The organism is Mesotoga infera, assembly GCF_900157305.1.
Lineage (GTDB): Bacteria > Thermotogota > Thermotogae > Petrotogales > Kosmotogaceae > Mesotoga > Mesotoga infera.
Genome location: NZ_LS974202.1, coordinates 613,056 through 632,113, shown reverse-complemented (window position 1 = coordinate 632,113; position 19,058 = coordinate 613,056). Strand labels below are relative to the sequence as shown.

21 protein-coding genes and 1 pseudogene are annotated in these 19,058 nt (G+C 48.7%); 10 read left to right on the top strand and 12 right to left on the bottom strand.

The genetic code is table 11. The features are described from left to right. Positions 1–92: 92 nt before the first annotated feature. The 4 genes and pseudogenes from MESINF_RS02955 to MESINF_RS02940 all read right to left on the bottom strand — a co-directional run. The gene (locus MESINF_RS02955) at positions 93–1,661 is read right to left on the bottom strand and encodes a dipeptidase (protein WP_169698464.1); all 1,569 of its coding nucleotides are present in this window, start codon (positions 1,659–1,661) and stop codon (positions 93–95) included. 44 nt (positions 1,662–1,705) lie between these two features. Beyond that, the gene (locus MESINF_RS02950) at positions 1,706–2,872 is read right to left on the bottom strand and encodes a M14 family metallopeptidase (RefSeq protein WP_169698463.1); all 1,167 of its coding nucleotides are present in this window, start codon (positions 2,870–2,872) and stop codon (positions 1,706–1,708) included. A gap of 11 nt (positions 2,873–2,883) precedes the next feature. Further along, positions 2,884–3,048 carry a hypothetical protein gene (locus tag MESINF_RS02945; protein WP_169698462.1) on the bottom strand — a complete coding sequence of 55 codons (165 nt, stop codon included), beginning with the start codon at positions 3,046–3,048 and terminating at the stop codon, positions 2,884–2,886. Between the two features lie 27 nt (positions 3,049–3,075). Next, a pseudogene (locus tag MESINF_RS02940) lies at positions 3,076–3,288 on the bottom strand (C4-dicarboxylate ABC transporter); the annotation flags it as partial. A 114-nt stretch (positions 3,289–3,402) separates the two neighbouring features. Between MESINF_RS02940 and tnpA the strand changes: the two are divergent. Both tnpA and MESINF_RS02930 read left to right on the top strand, forming a co-directional pair. After that, on the top strand, positions 3,403–3,810 hold the full coding sequence (gene tnpA / locus MESINF_RS02935) for an IS200/IS605 family transposase (RefSeq protein ID WP_169698461.1): 408 nt from the start codon (positions 3,403–3,405) through the stop codon (positions 3,808–3,810). A gap of 4 nt (positions 3,811–3,814) precedes the next feature. After that, a complete protein-coding gene (locus MESINF_RS02930; protein ID WP_169698460.1) occupies positions 3,815–4,906 on the top strand; it encodes an RNA-guided endonuclease InsQ/TnpB family protein in 1,092 nt (363 codons plus the stop codon). Between the two features lie 106 nt (positions 4,907–5,012). Here the strand turns inward: MESINF_RS02930 and MESINF_RS02925 are convergent, their stop codons facing one another. After that, complete coding sequence (locus MESINF_RS02925) at positions 5,013–5,204, bottom strand: hypothetical protein (RefSeq protein ID WP_169698459.1); 192 nt, start codon at positions 5,202–5,204, stop codon at positions 5,013–5,015. 403 nt (positions 5,205–5,607) lie between these two features. Between MESINF_RS02925 and MESINF_RS02920 the strand changes: the two genes are divergently transcribed. Then, positions 5,608–5,775 carry a hypothetical protein gene (locus MESINF_RS02920; RefSeq protein ID WP_169698458.1) on the top strand — a complete coding sequence of 56 codons (168 nt, stop codon included), beginning with the start codon at positions 5,608–5,610 and terminating at the stop codon, positions 5,773–5,775. Positions 5,776–5,777: 2 nt separating this feature from the next. Here MESINF_RS02920 and MESINF_RS02915 read toward each other — a convergent pair whose 3' ends face one another. Beyond that, entirely contained in the window at positions 5,778–6,572 is a 795-nt protein-coding gene (locus tag MESINF_RS02915) for a hypothetical protein (protein ID WP_169698457.1), read from the bottom strand. Positions 6,573–6,730: 158 nt separating this feature from the next. Between MESINF_RS02915 and MESINF_RS02910 the strand changes: the two genes are divergently transcribed. Further along, on the top strand, positions 6,731–7,636 hold the full coding sequence (locus MESINF_RS02910; protein WP_169698456.1) for an alpha/beta hydrolase: 906 nt from the start codon (positions 6,731–6,733) through the stop codon (positions 7,634–7,636). Positions 7,637–7,683: 47 nt separating this feature from the next. Here MESINF_RS02910 and MESINF_RS02905 read toward each other — a convergent pair whose 3' ends face one another. The 6 genes from MESINF_RS02905 to MESINF_RS02880 all read right to left on the bottom strand — a co-directional run bounded on the left by MESINF_RS02905 (position 7,684) and on the right by MESINF_RS02880 (position 12,873). Beyond that, the gene (locus MESINF_RS02905) at positions 7,684–8,577 is read right to left on the bottom strand and encodes an AraC family transcriptional regulator (protein WP_169698455.1); all 894 of its coding nucleotides are present in this window, start codon (positions 8,575–8,577) and stop codon (positions 7,684–7,686) included. A gap of 211 nt (positions 8,578–8,788) precedes the next feature. Beyond that, entirely contained in the window at positions 8,789–9,730 is a 942-nt protein-coding gene (locus tag MESINF_RS02900) for a 1-phosphofructokinase family hexose kinase (RefSeq protein WP_169698454.1), read from the bottom strand. A gap of 21 nt (positions 9,731–9,751) precedes the next feature. Beyond that, positions 9,752–10,438 (bottom strand): RsmE family RNA methyltransferase, encoded by a 687-nt coding sequence (locus tag MESINF_RS02895; protein ID WP_169698453.1) that lies wholly within the window; start codon positions 10,436–10,438, stop codon positions 9,752–9,754. 1 nt (position 10,439) lies between these two features. Then, the gene (gene serS / locus MESINF_RS02890) at positions 10,440–11,708 is read right to left on the bottom strand and encodes a serine--tRNA ligase (RefSeq protein WP_169698452.1); all 1,269 of its coding nucleotides are present in this window, start codon (positions 11,706–11,708) and stop codon (positions 10,440–10,442) included. Between the two features lie 20 nt (positions 11,709–11,728). Then, entirely contained in the window at positions 11,729–12,394 is a 666-nt protein-coding gene (locus tag MESINF_RS02885) for an OstA family protein (RefSeq protein WP_169698451.1), read from the bottom strand. A gap of 20 nt (positions 12,395–12,414) precedes the next feature. Continuing rightward, positions 12,415–12,873 carry a MarR family winged helix-turn-helix transcriptional regulator gene (locus MESINF_RS02880; RefSeq protein WP_169698450.1) on the bottom strand — a complete coding sequence of 153 codons (459 nt, stop codon included), beginning with the start codon at positions 12,871–12,873 and terminating at the stop codon, positions 12,415–12,417. Positions 12,874–14,008: 1,135 nt separating this feature from the next. Here MESINF_RS02880 and MESINF_RS02875 point away from each other — a divergent pair. The 6 genes from MESINF_RS02875 to MESINF_RS02850 all read left to right on the top strand — a co-directional run bounded on the left by MESINF_RS02875 (position 14,009) and on the right by MESINF_RS02850 (position 18,984). Beyond that, positions 14,009–14,725 carry a ribonuclease HII gene (locus MESINF_RS02875; RefSeq protein ID WP_169698449.1) on the top strand — a complete coding sequence of 239 codons (717 nt, stop codon included), beginning with the start codon at positions 14,009–14,011 and terminating at the stop codon, positions 14,723–14,725. Positions 14,726–14,769: 44 nt separating this feature from the next. After that, positions 14,770–15,507: a nucleoside triphosphate pyrophosphohydrolase gene (gene mazG, locus MESINF_RS02870; protein WP_169700789.1), complete on the top strand. Its 738-nt coding sequence runs from the start codon at positions 14,770–14,772 to the stop codon at positions 15,505–15,507. Continuing rightward, a complete protein-coding gene (locus MESINF_RS02865; protein ID WP_169698448.1) occupies positions 15,504–16,532 on the top strand; it encodes a peptidylprolyl isomerase in 1,029 nt (342 codons plus the stop codon). The genes mazG and MESINF_RS02865 overlap by 4 nt, the downstream gene beginning before the upstream one ends. Then, positions 16,529–16,828, top strand: a complete 300-nt coding sequence (locus MESINF_RS02860; RefSeq protein WP_197712701.1) for a metal-sulfur cluster assembly factor — start codon at positions 16,529–16,531, stop codon at positions 16,826–16,828. The genes MESINF_RS02865 and MESINF_RS02860 overlap by 4 nt, the downstream gene beginning before the upstream one ends. Beyond that, positions 16,825–17,661: a N5-glutamine methyltransferase family protein gene (locus tag MESINF_RS02855; protein WP_169698447.1), complete on the top strand. Its 837-nt coding sequence runs from the start codon at positions 16,825–16,827 to the stop codon at positions 17,659–17,661. The genes MESINF_RS02860 and MESINF_RS02855 overlap by 4 nt, the downstream gene beginning before the upstream one ends. 144 nt (positions 17,662–17,805) lie before the next feature. Next, positions 17,806–18,984, top strand: coding sequence for a radical SAM/SPASM domain-containing protein (locus MESINF_RS02850; protein ID WP_169700785.1), 1,179 nt, complete (start codon positions 17,806–17,808; stop codon positions 18,982–18,984). Positions 18,985–19,058 lie beyond the last annotated feature (74 nt).

Below are 19,058 nucleotides of genomic sequence, written 5' to 3'. Positions count from 1 at the left end.
CAGTAGAATCAATAACGCTCGTCTCAAAATGTTCACTCCCTTTTCGAAAAGTGGGCCGGTTTTGGAACCGGCCCGAAATATGGTCCAAAATATTACGGTAATCTAAGTATCAGTGAATCTGCGAGGTCCCAGTATGCCTTTTCGACCTCAAGCATGACGGACGACACATAACTGGTGAGGTATTCAATGGCAAGCTCGCGGTCTGTCTCATAAAGAGAAAGCGCAGTCGCTTCCACCGCGGGCTGCAATTTGTAAATCTTTTCCTGTAACGGAATCCTGACTTTATCGACCCTCGGCATCATATCTTGATATCTCACGCCGGAGAGCCTATCGACAGTGTAGAACGCCCAGAAAGCAGCGTTTCTGTCGATCTTCGTATCGCTTCTGTTAACTATTGTCCAAGATTTTGGAACACTCTTTACAGCGCAGAACAGAGGAACTACAACGGCCTTTCTGGAGTTGCCGAGTCCGAACCAGGAGATTGCGCCAATTTCAGGTGGCAGCCAGTCTCTTGTCTGGTTGATGAAGAAGGAGCTAGTGCTCTGGACTGCGATGTTCCTGACGTTGGTTATACCGAGAAGATTCCTGAATTCCCTGCCCGGCTGAGGTGTTGCCAGTTCGCTCTTGACCAACTCTCCCTTTGAGTTCTTGTAAAGCCAGGCTTCATTGGCTTCCATGTCACCGGGGGTACCGGTCATTACATCACGGTAAAGCTCGATTATATCGAACACTGAAACTTTTTCGTCTGGCTTTACAGAGAACGGATAATCATCGGTCTTCTCGTATGGCCAGTTACCAGATGGATTCAGAGTGCTGAAAATTCTCCACAGTCTCGAACTCCACTTGCCTTTAACATTTCCATAGACATATTTCCATACAAATGGTTCGCCCGATGCGGGATCGTATAGACCGAGTTCAACGGCTGTATCGAGATAGTTATCGCAAATATAGAAATCACTTTCAGGAACGTTGGGTGGTCTCTTGGTTACAGGATCAATTTCGCCGATCATGCTGTAGTTTACATTACAGGAGATGTGATCGTCGGGAACACGCTGGGCAGCCCATACTGCACCGGGGCCGTCGCCCGGTTTCCAGAGAGGACCAACACCATAAATCTCGAACATCCAGGCTTCTTTGCCATCGGCTATTGTTATGCACTCACCTAGGTTGCATGATTCTCTGTAACCGTATTCTTCTGCGAGCGCGCCCATGAGAAGTATTGCTTCTCTGGCCGTTGTGCATCTCTGAAGTGCGAAGGCCTGAAGCTGCTCGATCGTCATGATTGCATCCGGACTGTTGGCTGTTGCTCTGGCTCCACCTTGAGTTGTTTCCCCCATTAGAAGTCCTTTCTCATTTCCAAATGGATAGGAGTGAAGGAAATACTGGTAGGTGTGTTCGACCTGTGGGATTTCGCCTAACTGTACGAGCGGCCTTCTATCGGCATAAACTATCCATTCCCATACTGGAGTCATGCTGCCCGGCTCATGATCGGCTGCTGGAACTATCTGAATTCTTGAATCGTAAGTTCCATCAACAGTTTGAGAACATATAACAGATCCATCGGTCGTTGCCAGCTTTCCAACGAGAATATCAGTACAGGCTATCAAACCTGTGTAGAAGAACGATAGTACTAGAATAATGCTTATAAGAACCCTTTTCACTACTTACCCCCTCCTTTGTGAGGTACTCTCACAAATCTGTCCGGTCATTCATAATAAATATCTTCCGGCTTTGCCTTCGACGGATCGCGGAAATAGTATCCTGTTCCGTTCTTCACTACCTCGTCGTACCTTGGTACTTCCTGGATCACTACCTCCTTTCCCGGGTTGAAATCTCCCCAGAGTTCAAAGATCATCAGAACCGTTGAGCAATGCCTTCCAACTCTGACGTCTATTGGCCAACCTTTTTCATCGATCTTCTCGTAGAGGAGGCCGAATTTACCGGCCGTCACTATGAATTCATCCTGTCCCGTGAGAAGAAGTTTCTCGTCGGTGATCCCTCTCACTCTGTCGAGGAAGGGTTCCGGCGCTTCAAGCAAGATCGAGACGGCATCCGAGTGGTCTCCGACCTCTCTGTGAGAGAGTCCGTGGAGAGTCTTCGGAGAGTACTCCATTCCGATCTTGAACTCGGTCGAGGTGAGCAGCATGGAAGCCATACCGGCTATGTCGGCACCCTTCTGGTGAGCGACGATGGTGCTGATTACCGGGTATTCGAGTTCGGCTTCATGTAGATCGATGAAGATATCGACGCCCTCTTCCTTAATCAAATTCATGAAGGCGTAGTTGGTTTGCTCGGTGATCATACCGTTCGCTCTGCCCGGCCACGTCCTGTTGAAGTTTCTTACGTCCATGTAGGCCAGTAACTGGCCGCTGGGATAGTTGACATAGACTTCCGGATCGGGCCATGAGTCTAGCGGGCTGGACCAACGGTCACCCATTCTGAATTTCTTTTCTCCCCATGGTGTTTCGATGGCGAAATATAGGGGATAGGCATCTCCCGGTCTTGTAACGCGAGAGGCGCTCTGGTTGGCCCTGATCGCTACGATCAGTCTTCCCTTCGTCAGCTTGGCGTTCTCGACAAACAGCTGTGCCGTGAGATTGCCAGAAGGTTCTTCAGGATGCGAGCTTCCGATAAGGAAGGCGGTTCCTCCGGGGACACCGCTGTCGAAAATATATATGTTGCAATCGTTGATAGTTCCCTTCAGGGGTTCGAAATAGTCGCTCAATTTCTTGACCTGGGTTACGCCAGGTCCTTTGACCACTTCCTCCTGGAAGTTTCTGTGATCGTAGAACTGAATTCCGGCGATCACCAGGGCGACCGCCACGAGGGCGAGCGAGACTAGCTTAACGATCAATAGATTTCTATCAGTCATGTCTTCACCCCCTACTTTATGCGAAGTATTCGCAGGATGAAGGGCATAAGCATGACGGAGTAAAGAATGGCATCTTGAACGTTCTTGGTCTTTATAATGCTTTTAACCAGCACGAAGACCACAAATGCGCTTATCAGGTAGTAGCAGACGCTTATTATCGAGTTTAGGATCGCCATTATAAACACTTCCTTTCAGCCATGACATCACCCGCCGACCAAGAAGGAGAGCTCGTTGCTGAAAATCAGGAAGAGAGTTGCGACAAGCAAGACGAACCCCATTGGAATCAGCGCGGTTTTCAAAAAGTCTTTGTAGTAATGCCCTTTGAATTTCAGTTCCATGACCGTGGCCCGACCAACCACCGCGGTGGGTGGGAGGATATCGCCTATCGGCCACATTACCAGTAAGTGCCGTAAAGCTCCTTGCTTCAGCTATGGGGATATAAGGCACAAATCAATTAGAAAACACAATGTTTTTCAATTGGTTCAATTTGTCTGCTTGTATTATATAGCTTTGTATGATATAATACATGTATGAACACTAAATTTAAGTCCAACAACAACGTTGTATATTCTTGCAAGTACCATATAGTGTGGTGTCCTAAGTATCGTAGGAAAGTTTTGGTTGGTGATGTAGAACTACGATTAAAGGAATTGATTGTAAGTATCTGTGCCGAACGTCAAGTAGAAATCATAGAAATGGAAATCATGCCTGACCATGTTCACTTGCTTGTCGAAGTGGATCCGCAATATGGAGTCCATAAGCTTGTTAAAGCAATTAAAGGTCATACTTCACGAATACTTAGGCAAGAATTTAAGCACTTGACAACGAAACTGCCCACACTTTGGACAAACAGTTATTTTGTTGCTACCGTAGGTGGTGCATCGCTTTCCGTAATTAAACAGTACATCGAAAGCCAAAAAACCTCGCAAAGGAGGTGAAAAAATGCAAATCACCGTCAAGATTAAATTAGAACCGACTAAAGAGCAGGAGTCTCTTCTTCAAGCAACAACTAAAGAATACATCCGCTTGGTCAACCAAATGGTAGCAGACTTCGTAAAATCCGATGCACCCCTTAAATATACCAGTAAAACCGTTATTGCGGAGCTTCCCAGTGCAGTAAAAAACCAAGCGATAAAAGACGCTAGAAGTGTTTTCAAAAAGTATAAAAAGAATGTTTATACCAATGCCAGATTAAAACCAGAAGACCAAAGAGAAGTCAGAGTGCCAATTCTTAAAAAACCTGTCGCAATCTGGAACAACCAGAACTATTCTCTAAAAGAAAATATCCTGTCGTTTCCTGTATTAATTGCCGATAAGTCTAAACGTATTGAAGTTAAAGCAGTGCTGACCGACTACCAACGGGAACAGTTAAACGGCAAACTCGGCAGTCTTCGTATAACGCAAAAATCAGGTAAATACATAGCCCAAATAGCCGTAAAAATAGATGAAAAACAGTCTGAGACCAGCAATAAAATCATGGGTGTGGATTTAGGTCTTAAAAACCCTGCCGTAGCCATTGTGGAAGGAGGTAAAACCAAATTCGTTGGTAATGGCAGACAGGCCAAATTTATCCGACGCAAACATCGTTCAGTACGGCGAAAACTCGGCAAACTCAAAAAGCTAAAAGCTATAAAAAAGCGCCACGACAAGGAACAGAGATGGATGAAAGACCAAGACCACAAAATCAGCCGCCAAATTGTTAATTTCGCTAAAGAAAATCAAGTTGCAGTTATTCATATGGAACGCTTGACGAATATTCGCAACACGGCAAAAACAAGCCGTAAAAATGAGAAAAATTTGCATCCTTGGAGTTTCTATCGACTGACAAAGTACATAGAATACAAGGCGACTCTGGTAGGAATTAAAGTAGAATACGTTAATCCCGAATATACAAGCCAGAAATGTCCAAAATGTGGTAAACACAACAAGGCCAAGGATAGAAAATACGTGTGTGGTTGTGGATTCAAAGCCCACAGGGATAGAGTGGGAGCGATGAATATTATTTCCGCAACTGTGGCAGATGGTGTAGTATAAGCGATAGTCTGCCAGCCCTAGGAGCTAATATGCTCTGCCTAGGGACGGGCTGCTGACACAGCCCTTAACTTGGGGTCATACTCCGATGCCAGAAACGGTCTTCGGTTTAATCACCCAAGAATCCCCTGCCTTCAGGCATGGGGAGTGTCAAACATACCAATCTGAACATCAGGGCCCCCGGACTCTGCCCTAGAGTGGTGACAATCATGGGTGGTTTGACCACCGGCATCAACAGGCCGGAGGCCAGAATCACTGAACAGAGAAGTACCAGCACTGCCGAGAAAACAACCTTTCTCATAAAAAACCTGCCTTTCTGAAGCACAAAATTATGGCGCAACTGCGCTGAACATTCTTCAATTGATGATAGACATCGAATACAAACGCTGCAACAATAGAAAGCCATTTAAGCAACTGTGAAGACCATATAAATATAAAATCCGATAAAAAAGATAAGTACGGGATGCTTATCGTTTACAAACAATTTTATCATCTGCTGTTCCAGATGTGGAATCTCTTGAGAGACGACTATGGTTGAATAGAAACGATTAGAGTCATATATTGTTTATTAGTTAGAGTTTAACTGACTTATCGCTGACTTAGAGTCATATGACGCGCCTTTTTATCTGTATCGGCTAAAACGGTTGAAAATTCGATTATTAATGATACTATTTTTCCTGTGGGCTCATTTTGGAGGGGTTTAAATGAAACGATGGAAGGTCTGGGGGAGTTACGAATATATTCTATTAAGTCCTGAAGATTCAAAAAGACGTGAAAAAGCGATCAAATATTTCGATTCGAAAGGAAAGCTAGTCGCCGTTCAGATCCTCAGAAAGAGCGAAGAGCTGGGACAGTTGAGATTTCCGATATGAGCCTACGGACAGGTGTTTATGTGAATCTCCGGCACGATAATCAAACCTAGAGCTATAAGGATTATGCACAGCGACAGGTACAGGCCGAATGGTACTGCTATCTTGAGAAACCTGTTACCGAGCCTGGGGTTTATCAGGCTTGCCGCAACATCTATACCCAGAAGAAGGGCCACGACAAGCAAGTACTCCAGCCCGAAAATGAAGAAGGGCAGATCGTTGATCTGATTTATGCTGAAATAGGCCTTTCCCTGGTTCTCCCAGTAAGGCCACGGGGTGAAGATCAGGTGGCTCGACAGGTAAACGGCCCAGGTGAACAGCACGGCGTGAATGGCTCTTCGGATCTTCAGATTGTACTTCCAGAAAAGGTAACACCCCATGATTATCCCCGAAAGGTGAACCACATCGTAAACGATTTGAAGTATATACACGTGATCGGAGAGTCTCAAGGTCGAAAGGGCAGCAACGACAGATATTCCTGTGGTCGCCATCGTCCACTGCTTTGCCCACTCGATATCGAAAAGCAAACCAAGCCAACCGAAAAAAAACACGAAGTAACAAAGATAAATAAGGTTGTGCAGGTTGTTGGTCGAGTGGTAGATTTTCTCGCCGCTGGCTGTGTATTCATAATCCATGTCGGACATGTCCAGATCGAAATGCTGGTTCGGTCCGTCATAACCACAGTCGCGCCACTCGTAAAGCCAGCCGTCCCAGGTGATGTAGAAGAACATAACCGCGAACCATAGAACCATAAAGAAAAGCCCGAGCTTTCTTTCAAAGAGATTTTTGTTAAGCCTCATATTTATAACTCCCGGTTTGTTGGAATAATGAAAATTCTAACAGATAAAACCACGAAAAATGATGTTAGAGTTATGAGGCGTGCAATAACCTGACTGGCGAAGCATTCATGAATCAATATGCCTCTTCCCTGTTATACTGAGCTAAAGGGGGTGTATTTGTGAGAGTCAAGAGTTTTGCGATAGGGGCCTTTTTGCTTTTCGTTGTTTTGGCTTTCTGTCAGACGGTCAGTCCTCAGTTCGTTGCGATCGAGAGAGCCGTCTCGTTCGAGAACGACGGTCAAGAGCTGCGGGGTATTCTCACTTTGCCGGAGACCGGCGACAGGTCATTTCCGGTGGTACTCCTGCTCCACGGTTTCCTCGGTCACATGAACGATCTCGAGGTAAGGGGAACGGGCGGTTCGATGTACGAAATGACCGCCGACCGCTTGGCCGGAGCCGGGTTCGCTTCTCTCAGGTTCGATTTCAGAGGATCGGGCATAAGCGAAGGAAACTGGGAAGACACGACTTTTTCCGGTCAGATAAGCGATACTATCGCCGCGATTTCTTTTCTTGAAAGCCTTCCGGAGATCGATAACAGAAAGATCGCCGTTCTGGGCCTCAGTCAAGGTGGTCTGGTTGCGGCCTGTGTTGCGGCACGAGACGTTCGGGTGAAGAGTGTCGTTCTCTGGTCGGCCGTTGCTATTCCCATTCACACGTATTCGGCCCTGCTGGGCGCCGATGCGGTGGACTCGTCGATGAAAGCCGCCCCGGGTGAGCCGATACTGGCCAATATCTCATGGGGAGGAACGACGGTGTTGAAAAAGGAGTTCTTCGATGAGCTTTTCACCATAGACCCGGTAGCCGAGGTGGCGCGCTACGACGGCCCGTTGATGGTTGTATCGGGTCTTACCGACGCCATAGTCTTTCCTCAGCCGCAATCGGGAAGGATATTCATCGATTATCACGAAGGACCGGAAAGGCTGTTCCTTCAAAACTCCGGGCATATCTACGATCTGTTCGAGGGCAAAGACAATCTCGAAGAGGTCATTGACGAAAGTATTCATTGGCTTCTGGAGACCTTATAAAAAAGGGGACCTTGTAAATGCTACAAGGTCCCGTATATCGTTAGTGGCTACGCTTTCTTTTTCAAGGGGATGTATATATCGAACTGGGAGTTTTCTTCGCCGGTGTATCTGTCGTCGTAGAGTTCGAACTCGTTCAATCCGACGGGTTCATACTCCGAGTTCTGAAACCACTTTCCGTAGATGTACTCGTAGGTCTCCTGAAGGGTGTCGAGTCTGCCCTTGTGGGTGAACACTGCGTAAGTGGCTTCCGGTATTTCGGCTCCCACCATTCCCTCGGGTATGTTGTCAAGGTCCGAAACGGCCACTGAGGCGATATAGTCGAACTTGCCGTCCACGAAATCCTCCTCACCGGTACACATCAGGCCGTAGCTTTCCATAACCGGTAGAGCGTTCCTGATTTCCCCTATCCTCTTCATAAATTCCTGCCAGAGCTTTGGGCAATTGTTCTTGGGATCGTTTCCGTAGTACTTCAGTCCCACTACTTTGAAGGCCTTTCGTTTTACGATTTTCGGTTCCATGTTTATCCCTCCCATCAGTCTTTCGATCCTTTTCTTTGTGAGCCGTTTCCTGTGAGTGAGTGTGAAATGCAGTCCCAGGCGCCTGTATTTACCGGGTGTAACGCAGTATCTACTCTTGAAAGCTCTCGTGAAGGATTCCTGCGAATCGTAACCACACTGGAGGGCGATCTCCAGTATCGACATCGATGTGCCAGCCAGTCTTTCGGCCGCCTCGCTCAGTCTTCTTCCCTTTATGTACCGGCCTATCGTCTCACCGACGGTGTAGTAGAAGATGCGTTGAAGATGGACCGGCGAATAGAAGATCTCAGAACAAAGTTCTTCCAGGGTTATCGGTCGGAAAAGGTTCTGCTCAATATAGTCGATTATCGAGTTCACGCAATCGATGTAGTCTTCTCTCATAGTAGATTCCTTTAGCGTCCTCAAACCTTTCCACCCCCACAGTTATGGTAGAAACAATTATATGAAGAAAGTCTGAGGGGTTTTTGATCGAAATTATCACGATGGGAGTTAATGTAAAGTGCTTGCAGTGTTCATGAACCTGTGGATAGCAGTTTCAGGCTCTCGCCGATTTGAAGGTGTTTCTCGCTTCCTAAGGTCTCACTCTTTTTGACAGAAGCGACGCCTCCTTCGATCTCTATCTCCAATCCCTTACCTGGGCTTTTTTGTTCACCTTGACTTTTTCCATAATTTTTACGACGTCCTCACGTCGGCAAAGCTCGGTACCCGGCGTCATTACCGTTGCGACGCTGGCCGCTCCAGCCATTTTGAGGGCCGTTTCCACGGTGCCGCCCATCTCCCTGTACATGCAGTAAGCCCCGAGGAAGGAATCTCCCGCACCGACCGCGCTTTTGACTGGTACTGCCGGCACTTCGACTCTGTAGATTCTCCCCTCGATCATGGCCATCGCCCCTTCCTTTCCCATGGTGAGGAGAACTTCGGGTATGGAGTACCTCTCCGAGACTTCTCTCAAAGCCTTTTCGTAATCGCCTCCACTTTCCTTTCCCAGCAACCTGTCAAGTTCATGGGTGTTCGGCTTTATGCCTGTGGGCGAGGCTTTGACACCTTCGGCAAGCGGCTCTTTATCGGAATCGATGTAGACTTTGATCTTTCTCCCGGTCATTCTCTCACACAGAACCCTGTATATATCTTTGCCAACACCTCCGGGTACACTGCCGCACATTAGCAGCGTATCTCTCTCTCTTAGAAGTATATCTATGGTCTTGTGGAGTTTGTCAATCTCTCTTTCGCTCAGATCCGGTCCGGGGAGGCTTAATCTGTACTGTCCACCATCGCTTTCGATAAGTATGTTCATTCTGGTTTCACCTTCAGTCCTGACAGAGGCGTAAACTACGCCCTCGTCGTTCAGCATCTCTTCGATCTCGTCACCGATGCGCCCTCCTAGAAAGGCGATCGCCACCGAATGGCCACCCAGCTCGTTTATGACCCGCGAGACATCGACACCTTTGCCGGCCGGATAATCCTTGATTTTATCGATCCTGACGGTATCGTCGGCTATCAGTTTGCCTGTGTAGAGATATCTGTCCAAAGCCGGGTTCAAAGTAAGCGTGAAAATCATCTTGCCTGCGCCACCTTTCCTCTATATTCTTTCGGTGTAGTCGTTCAACAAACCAAGCGCCACTATCATGGCCGTTTCCACCCTCAAGGTTCTCCTGCCAAGCGAGACTTTCACGCTGGCGGCGGAGATTTCGGAAATCTCTTCCTCTGTGAAACCGCCTTCGGGACCGACGATCAATCTTATCTCTCTTCCGGTGGCAAGCTCCTTCGAGAGTTCGCGTAGCGGTTTGCCCCGAAAATCCAGTAGCAGATTTTGAGCTCCCGACAGATCGAGATTTCTTTGCAGCTCCACCGACGGCAGGTATGGATTCACGCTCTGCTTGGCGGCTTCTCTCACGACGGCCGTGTATCTTGAGAGTTTTTCACCGTCCAGAAGTGCTACCGAACGCCGGCCCTGAAAAAGCTCTATGCGATCCACTCCGAGTTCCGTCGCCTTCTCAAGCAAAATACGAAGCCGCGGCCATTTCGTTGCTGCCACGGCTATTATTATCGTTCTGCCATCTCTTTCCACGAATTCTTTTTCGATTACCGTGCCGGTGGCTTCGTGCTTTCCGACTCCCTCCAGCACGAATTTGTATATGCCGCCCCTGCCATCCGTCCCTGTGAGTCTATCTCCCTTTTTCGCGCGTATAACTCTCAGATGATTGACTTCGATATCGTCGAGCCTCACGGTATTGCCCGAGACTTCCACGAAGAAGGCGTTGGGCAAGTTATCCGATTACCTCCTGGCCCATGTAGGGAACTAGAACTTCGGGCACGTCTATTCTACCGTCTTCTCTCTGGTAGTTCTCGATTATCGCCACGAGAGTTCTTCCCACGGCCAGCCCGGAGCCGTTGAGACAGTGAACGAACTTGAGTTTGTTATCGACATCCCTGAACCTTATGTTGGCCCTCCTCGCCTGGAAATCCTCAACGTTAGAGCAGGAGGAGATCTCCCTGTAAGTGTTGTAGGAAGGCAGCCAGACCTCGAGATCGTAGGTTTTGGCCGAGGCGAACCCTATGTCTCCGGTGCAGAGCGCCACCACTCTGTAAGGCAGCTTCAATTTGCGCAACACATCTTCGGCGTCGGCCGTGAGTTGCTCGAGCGCATCGTAGGAGGAGTCTGGGTGGGTGAACCAGACGAGTTCCACCTTGTCGAACTGGTGGACCCTTATCATGCCACGAACGTCCTTGCCGTAAGATCCGGCCTCTCTCCTGAAACAGGCGCTGTAGGCCGTGTATTTCTTGGGAAGCTCGCCGTCTATTATCTCCTCGCCGTGCTGTGCGACCAGCGGGACCTCGGCGGTCGGTATCATGAACATATCGTCCGGTTCTATTCTATATGCCTCCTCTTCGAATTTCGGGAGCTGTCCGGTTGCAAGCATCGTCTCTCTCTTGACCATGAAGGGGAGGGCTACCTCTTCATAACCCTTGCTGTGGTGCAGGTCGAGCATGAAGTTCATTATAGCCCTCTCCAGGCGTGCAAGATCCTTTCTCAGTATAACGAAGCGTGCTCCGGAGAGTTTCGCTGCACGTTCGAAGTCTATTAGACCTGTCTCCGGGCCAAAGTCCCAGTGCGGTTTGACTTCGAAGGCCGGTTTTCTCGGTTCGCCCCAGGTCCTCACCACCACGTTGTCGCTTTCGCTTTTGCCAACAGGTGTTTTCTCCGACGGGATGTTTGGCAGATACAGCATCTTCTGGCGTAGTTCTTCTTCTATCTGGGAGGTCCTAATGTCCAATTCCTTTACTTCGGAGGAGATTTCCTTCGCTCTATCCATGAGAGATTGCGCCCTGGAATCGTCTTTGCTGGCCTTGGCGCGGGCTATTTCGGAAGAGATGCTGTTTCTTTCGGCCTTCTTCTGCTCAACTATCTGTAGCGCTTCCCTTCTCTGCGCATCGAGCTGAAGTATCTCTTCCAGCAGCTCCTGTCCCATCTGTCGATTTTCTAGAGCTTTTCTTACCAGTTCGGGATTTTCACGGATCAGCCTGATATCTACCATAATTCTCCTCCTGCACCTCGCTAGAATACGAGTTCTATCTCGACGTTCAATCCTTTGAACGAATCGTCTTGTGTATTGTACAACAATTCTGAGGCCCAGATCTTCCTGCGGTTTTTCTCATCGTTCACGAAAACATTACCCTTCAGGTTGAGCATTCCCGTTTCTCCGTAGTATTCGAAGTAGAGCGTATCGACTTTCAGATCGCCCTTGTAGTCTATGAATATTAGCTCAGGAGTCGCGTCTGCCGTCTCTTTAGCGAAACCTTCATAATATTCGTTTTTCTGATCGAACTTGAGGACATCCGTTTTGTATATGTAGATATCCTTTTGGCCTTCTTCCTTGGAATATATCATCGCAACTGGCACGTCCTTCATAAGACCGGTCGAATTGTCCAGGTTGTAGTCGAGCGATAGCGTAGTCGCCTCGCCCGTCTGGAAGATAACAAACGTCTCACCCTCGGTTATGAACGACTGCCAGTCGGTTGCGCCCTTCGTGACCGTTGCCAGGGGAGTTTCGACATAGATGTCCCCGTCTTTGTTTATCATAACGTTTCCCTTAAACGTGAAGACTTCCTGTCTTTCCGTCGCGAGAAGCTCGTTGGCCTTTATGCGCACTGTTGACTGGGCGATGAGAATTACCGCAAAAACGAGTGTGACAATCAAAAAGATTGGTAGTTTTCTTCTCATTCTTTACCTCCGATAAAGGGTTACTCTGCCGTTTTCTTACTGTCCATCACTTCGAGAAGAAGGGAGACTATTTGCTCGAGGGATATAACCTGTTCGGTACTGATCTCTGTCATCACGGAACGCAGATATTCCACTCTTCTGTCGATAACTTTCTCGATGAGGGATTTTCCCGAACTGGAAATATCTATTATGAAAGATCTTCGATCTCTTTCAGAGCGTCTTCTTTCAATGAAGCCGGCGTCTATGAGCCTTTTCACGAGGCCGGTAGTGGTACTCTTGGTTATCCCCAGATTGCGACTTATATCGCTCATCCTCTTTTCGCCCTGAAAGAAAAGTGTCTGGAGAACATCGAATTGCGCGGGAGTTATCGGAAAGTCCCTCAGAACCTTTCGACCTTCTCTTCTTATCCTTGTAGAAATGATTCGCAGATTTTTCTCCAGAGTTGCTGCATCCTCTTTTCTGACCTCACCTCGGGACATCTCCACACCTCCATACTCCCAAGCGTTGGTTTGGAATTGACACGTTACTGATAAGTTATTATAACACTTTCGGCCTGATTCATTATGACTGAGAGGGGGACAGGAACCGTTCAAAAGAACGTTGTAGGTTGTAAGTAAAACACGAGAGAAAGAGCGTCGAGAGTTCGCTTCGCTCACGAGAAGGACGGGGATGCCGGATCGGTGTCCGGCATGACGGGAAGGAGGAAAAGGCGGGATTCTGGCGAGGAACATGCCAGAATGACGTGAAGGGACTGTCATCCCGCAATGCTCTTATACGGGATCTCGCTCTTCCCAAGGACGGGTTCACGCTCTGGGACGAAGGACTAAAGACGTTTTTCGTTTTTCGCGAAGACCGGGATCCTGGCTGGGAGCACGCCAGGATGACGGGAGGGGAGAGCCTGCCCTGATGAGCCTGCCCTGAAATGTTCCTATTCAGGGATCTTATTCAGGGTAATTCCGTTAACCGTTCACATCCTGTCATCCCGTGGAGCCTGTCCTGATGAGCCTGGCCTGAAATACTCTTATTCAGGGTCATCCCGCAATGCTCATCCTCATGTCATCCCGTAGTGCTCCTATACTGTCATCCCGGACCCCGATCCGGGATCCCCTCCTTAGAACAAAGAGCAGATTCTGAGTCAAGCTCAGAATGACATCAAGTGAGTCCGGCATGGCGGAAGGGGACTGTCGTCCTGTAACGCCCCCGCACTGTCATCCCGTAATGCTCTTATACGGGATCTCGTTCTTGCTCTTTCAAAGGAGCGGAGATGCCGGATCAGGTCCGGCATGACGAAAAGGAGCAAAGACCGCGAAAAACCGCGTTTTTCGCGTTCTAGACCCTAGACCCGAAACCCGAGACCCGCTGCTCGTGTCTCGCCCTCTCTCCTCTTCTCGTTCCGGTTCTTCTCGCTCTTCTCATCTGTCTCTAAACAGAGGTAAAAGGAATGAGGTCAGAGGTAAGAAGATCAAGATCTTCACGCTCTTCACACCTCCCGCCTCTTACCTCTAGTCTCAGGTCCCCAAGAACGGGTCCACGCTCTGGGGCAGGACGCCGCACGGCTCTTTTCGCTCTTGTTATCTCCGGCAAACTCCGGTTTGTGAAGGTAAACAAAGTCTGATGTATAATCGCTTTATGGGATCTTCAGAAGACTATGAAACGCTTGAAAGTTTTGACTCGACATTCATAGAGAGGTTCGGAACTATCGCAGGGTTGGATGAAGCAGGCAGAGGGCCGCTGGCCGGTCCGGTGGTTGCGGCTGCGGTAATATTGCGCGGTTCGGTGAGGGGTGTCAACGATTCCAAGCTTCTTTCCGCAAAGGACAGGGAATCGCTTTACGAGGAAATAATCGATCGCGCATACGTCGGGATCGGTCTTTCGACGCCGGAGGAGATAGATCTTCTGAACATTCTGAATGCCACGAAACTGGCCATGAACCGGGCTCTTGACGGACTGAGCGTGAGACCGTCTTACGTGATTATCGACGGAAAATACCTGAATTTGAAGATAAGGGGCAGGTGCATCGTTGGAGGCGACAGGCTGAGCGCATCGATCGCCAGCGCATCGATCATGGCTAAAGTTTTCAGGGACAGGTTGATGAAAGATCTGGGGAACCTCTATCCCGAATACGGTTACGAAAAGCACAAGGGTTATGGAACCGAGAAACATCTACAGGCGATAGCAAGGTACGGCCCAAGCACGTGGCACAGGTTGACCTACAGGCCGATAAGGGAAAGTGCAAGACCGGAACTGGTTTCGAGATGGTTGAGAGATAGCGCAGTGAACGAAGACCGCCTGTTCAGGGCGGGGTTGCTTACTCCGGAGGTACTGAGGTGAATAATGAAGAATTGAAGGAAAACTGGTTGAAATTGATAGAGACTATGAAGAGGCTCCGTTCGCCGGGAGGCTGTGAATGGGACATAGCTCAGTCTCACGAAAGTCTCAAACCGTACATGATAGAGGAGGCTTACGAAGTCCTGGAAGCGATCGACCGGCGGGACGATGTCGAACTGGTCGAAGAGCTGGGAGATGTCATGTTACAGGTGATTTTTCACGCACAGGTGGCCGCCGAAAGGGACGCTTTCGATATAAACGATGTGATTAAGGTTCTAACCGACAAACTCGTGAGAAGACATCCACACGTTTTCTCTAACTCCCCCGGTTACTCCTACCGCCAGTGGGAAGAGATCAAAGCGGCCGAAAAAAGCGAGGAGTCGGGACAGAGATCTTCGATCGGGAAGATCAACAAGGCTCTTCCGGCGCTCAGCCTCGCGCGGCGTGTACAGGAGAACGCGTCGGCCGTGGGATTCGACTGGACCAGGATAGACGGCCCACGTAAAAAGCTCGACGAAGAGATAGAGGAACTCGATCAAGCCGTGAAATCTGGTGACAGGAAAAAGATCGAAGAAGAGATAGGAGATCTGCTCTTCACGGTAGTTAATCTCTCCCGATTTCTCGAGGTGGATCCCGAATCGGCCTTGAGAAAATCAACCGAAAAATTCGTGAACCGTTTCAACGAGATGGAGAGTCATATTGAGAAGTACGGTTTAGAATTAGAAGGCATGACCATAGATGAGCTGAATCATCTGTGGGAAAAAGCGAAGGAGGGTACAAATTGAAGAGGCTGCTTATCGCTGTCCTGTTTATACTTTCTACTGTTATCCCCGTTATTGCTCAGACCGAGAATGCTTCAAACGATACCGTGGCGGCCACGGTGAATGGTGAAATCATTTATATGGATACCTTTCTTTCAAAGGTTCTGCCGAGTTATACGGAGATCTCGAAGCGTATAGAAGAGGTTGACCCGGTCTTTTCCGATATTCTTATCAATACCGAAGTCGGGCAAAACTTGCTGGCCGAGTACGAAAAGCGCTCTCTAGAGGCTCTAATAGAAGAGACACTGGTGATGCAATATGCTCGGGAGGTTGGAATTGAGATAGACATTCAAGCGATAAGGGAAACGGTCAACAAATCCATCATGGATACGCTAACCGAGCTGAATATAGCCAAATCCGATGCCGATCTTTTTTATATACTCAAGGGCTACATAGACGGTCTTGCGTCTTACGAATCTAAGGTTGTAAGAGATCTGGCCTACAGGGAAGCCCTGAACACTCTTTATCTAGCCGTTACAGACAGTGCAACGGTGAGCGAAGATGAAGTACTCCAGTACTACCAGGCCAATTCTTCCAGATACGCGGTGGCGGAAGAGAAGGTTACTGTGAAACTCCTCCTGTTCGACTCCTTCTCGGAAGCTTACTCCGTATGGAAAGCGGCTTCCAGAGACTCGAACCCGGCCGCGGTACTCGACACTTTCCCCGACGTTCAAAACAAAAGCTATACGAGGCAGGAGATCGAAAGCGTCAATCCGGAGCTGGTGAGATCGCTCTTCAAAACCACCAGGGGCGAGTTGCTTCCTTCCGTCGTGACGATGGACAACAGGTACGCAGTGATCTATCTGGTCTCCTATACACCGGCCGGCACCAAGAGTTTGGACGAGATGCGCGGGGAAATAGAAGAGACCCTGATCAACGAGAAGAAAGATCTTCTCTGGAAGAGCTGGAGGGCGGAAGAGTTCGAGCCGTTCAAGCAGAATTCGACTATCACGAGATATTACGATAACATTGGAGGAGAACAGCCTTGAGTATCACTAAAGAAAAAGTGATGGAAGCCCTGAGCCAGGTGTACGACCTTGAAATAGGTTTCGACATCGTCTCACTCGGTCTAATATATGCAGTGGAAGTAGAAGACAGCGACGTGAGGATTAAGATGACCATGACCACACCGATGTGCCCTCTGGCCGGTCTCATGCTTGAAGACGCCAGAAGAAAGGTCAGCGAGATCGAAGGGATAAAGGACGTGAAGATGGAACTGACTTTCGATCCGCCCTGGACCCCCGAGATGGCCAGCGATGATGTGAGGAAGATTCTGGGACTTTGAAAGCGAAAGAACTTCTGAAAAACAGCATAGAGAGACTCGATAGAGCGGGGATTGACGGTTCCCGCTTTATCGTTCGTCTTCTTTTCAGAGAGCTACTCTCTTTAAGCGACAGCGAAATTATCGTCGGAACGACGGAAATTCCCGTCCGATTGTGTCTTTCCATGGACTGTGCGATTGAAAGGTTGATCGACGGTGAGCCTTTGGACTATGTAATTGGTCGGAGGAATTTTCTCGGTGTTCGGTTGAAGGTGAACACTTCGGTTCTCATACCCAGACCGGAGACTGAGGAACTGGCGCAAATGGTTATCGATAGAGAGAGAGGTTCGACCGTATTCGCCGACGTGGCCACCGGAAGCGGCGCCATAGCCTGCGCACTAGCCAGTCATCTTTCTCATTCTCACGTTCTGGCCAGCGATTTGTCTCTGGCTGCGCTGGAAGTTGCAATGGAGAACGCCGCCGGAAACGGTCTGAACAACATAAGCTTCTACCACGGGAATAACTTGGCCGCCCTGGAAAATTCCCTGGAAGAGATCGAGGTAATAATCTCCAATCCGCCTTACATAAAGACTTTCATGCTGAAATCGCTCGACAGGCAAGTGGCAGGATACGAACCCATCCTGGCACTCGATGGTGGCAGCGACGGACTTGATTTTTATCGCGATTTCTTCGAGCTTCTCCCTGAAGGAAAGCGAGTCTATCTGGAGATCGCTGAATACAGCGTGGAGGGATTGTCCGACCTTGCAGCTTCTTTGAAAGGCTACGAATACTCTTTCGAAAAGGATTTTTACGGCTCTTACAGATTCATGCTACTCCGTCCAGCCGCCGATCATTAGCAATAGACAAGTCGTATCTACTCGCCCCGCAGTTAGAAAAAACACTGATCGATAAACCGATTTCAAGTAAAATAAATTATTAAGTAACAAAATAATCATATTCCGGGAATAAACTTCATTTCGTTGGGGGGGATCTAATTGAATATGAGTTTTTTACCGGAAAAGATCGGAGCGGCTTTTGCGAGCGTCAACCCTAGACTTTCGAAAGTATTCCTTCCATGGGTCGTGAAAAATCCCAGATATCTGAGAGGAGCACCGAAACTCCTTAAGGCTTTTAACGAAGCCGAAGAGATTCGCGCCTCTCTAATGACGGAAGAAGATGTGATGATTCCGCCGATAATGATTCTCAGCATCACCAACCGCTGCAATCTCAGCTGCGACGGTTGCTTCGCCCACACACTGGGCAACTCGGGAAAATCGGCTACGGGCAGATCTGTCATGACTGTTCAAGACTGGCAGAGCGTTATCGATCAGGGAAGAGGACTGGGAGTGTACACTTTTCTCATCGCCGGTGGAGAGCCTTTCATGTTACCGGGCCTGATAGATATCTGCCTCAATAACAGGGACAGGATCTTCGTTATCTTCACCAACGGCACGGCTATCGGGGAGACCGAACTCCAGAAACTCAAGAAAACGACAAACACGGTCGTGGTCGTCAGCGTCGAGGGAGGAAGAGAATTGACCGACGATAGAAGGGGCGAAGGAGTCTTCGAAAGCGCCGTCGATACCATGGAAAGACTTCACAGAAACGGAATCGTAGGAGGAATATCGGTTACTATAACAAGAAAGAATCACCATTTCTGGATGGAAGACGAAAATCTTGATTACTTCATAGACCGCGGCGCTAAATTGGCATTCTTCACCGAGTATATACCGACCGACGAGGGAGGTTCGACGTCCGTTTCGCGGAGTCCCATGGGGGATTTGAACATAACCAGCGGTGAAGAGAGCTACACCGTATTGAAGAGCGAGGAAAGAAAAAGCTTCAGGGAGAAGATTCTATATTATAAAGCCAATAAGTCTCTTTTCATAATCCACTCTCCGGGTGACGAAGAACTGTTCGGAGGTTGTGTATCGTCTGGAAAAGGTTTCATACATGTCAATCCCTACGGCGATCTGACGCCGTGTCCAGTTTCGGATATAGCGACTCACAACATGAAGAAGGTGTCTCTCAAAGAAGGCCTTTCGAGCCCTCTCTTCGTCGAGATTCGAAAGAGCGAAGACATGCTGGAAAACGGCGATGGTCCATGTGCACTCTTCTCGCACCAGAAAGAGCTGGAAGAGCTCCGCAGAAAAGTCGGGGCGTACAAGACCGGGCTTTAAGATCGAAAAGAGCCGGAACGAGAAGAGGAGAGAGGGCGAGACACGAGCAGCGGGTCTCGGGTTTCGGGTCTAGG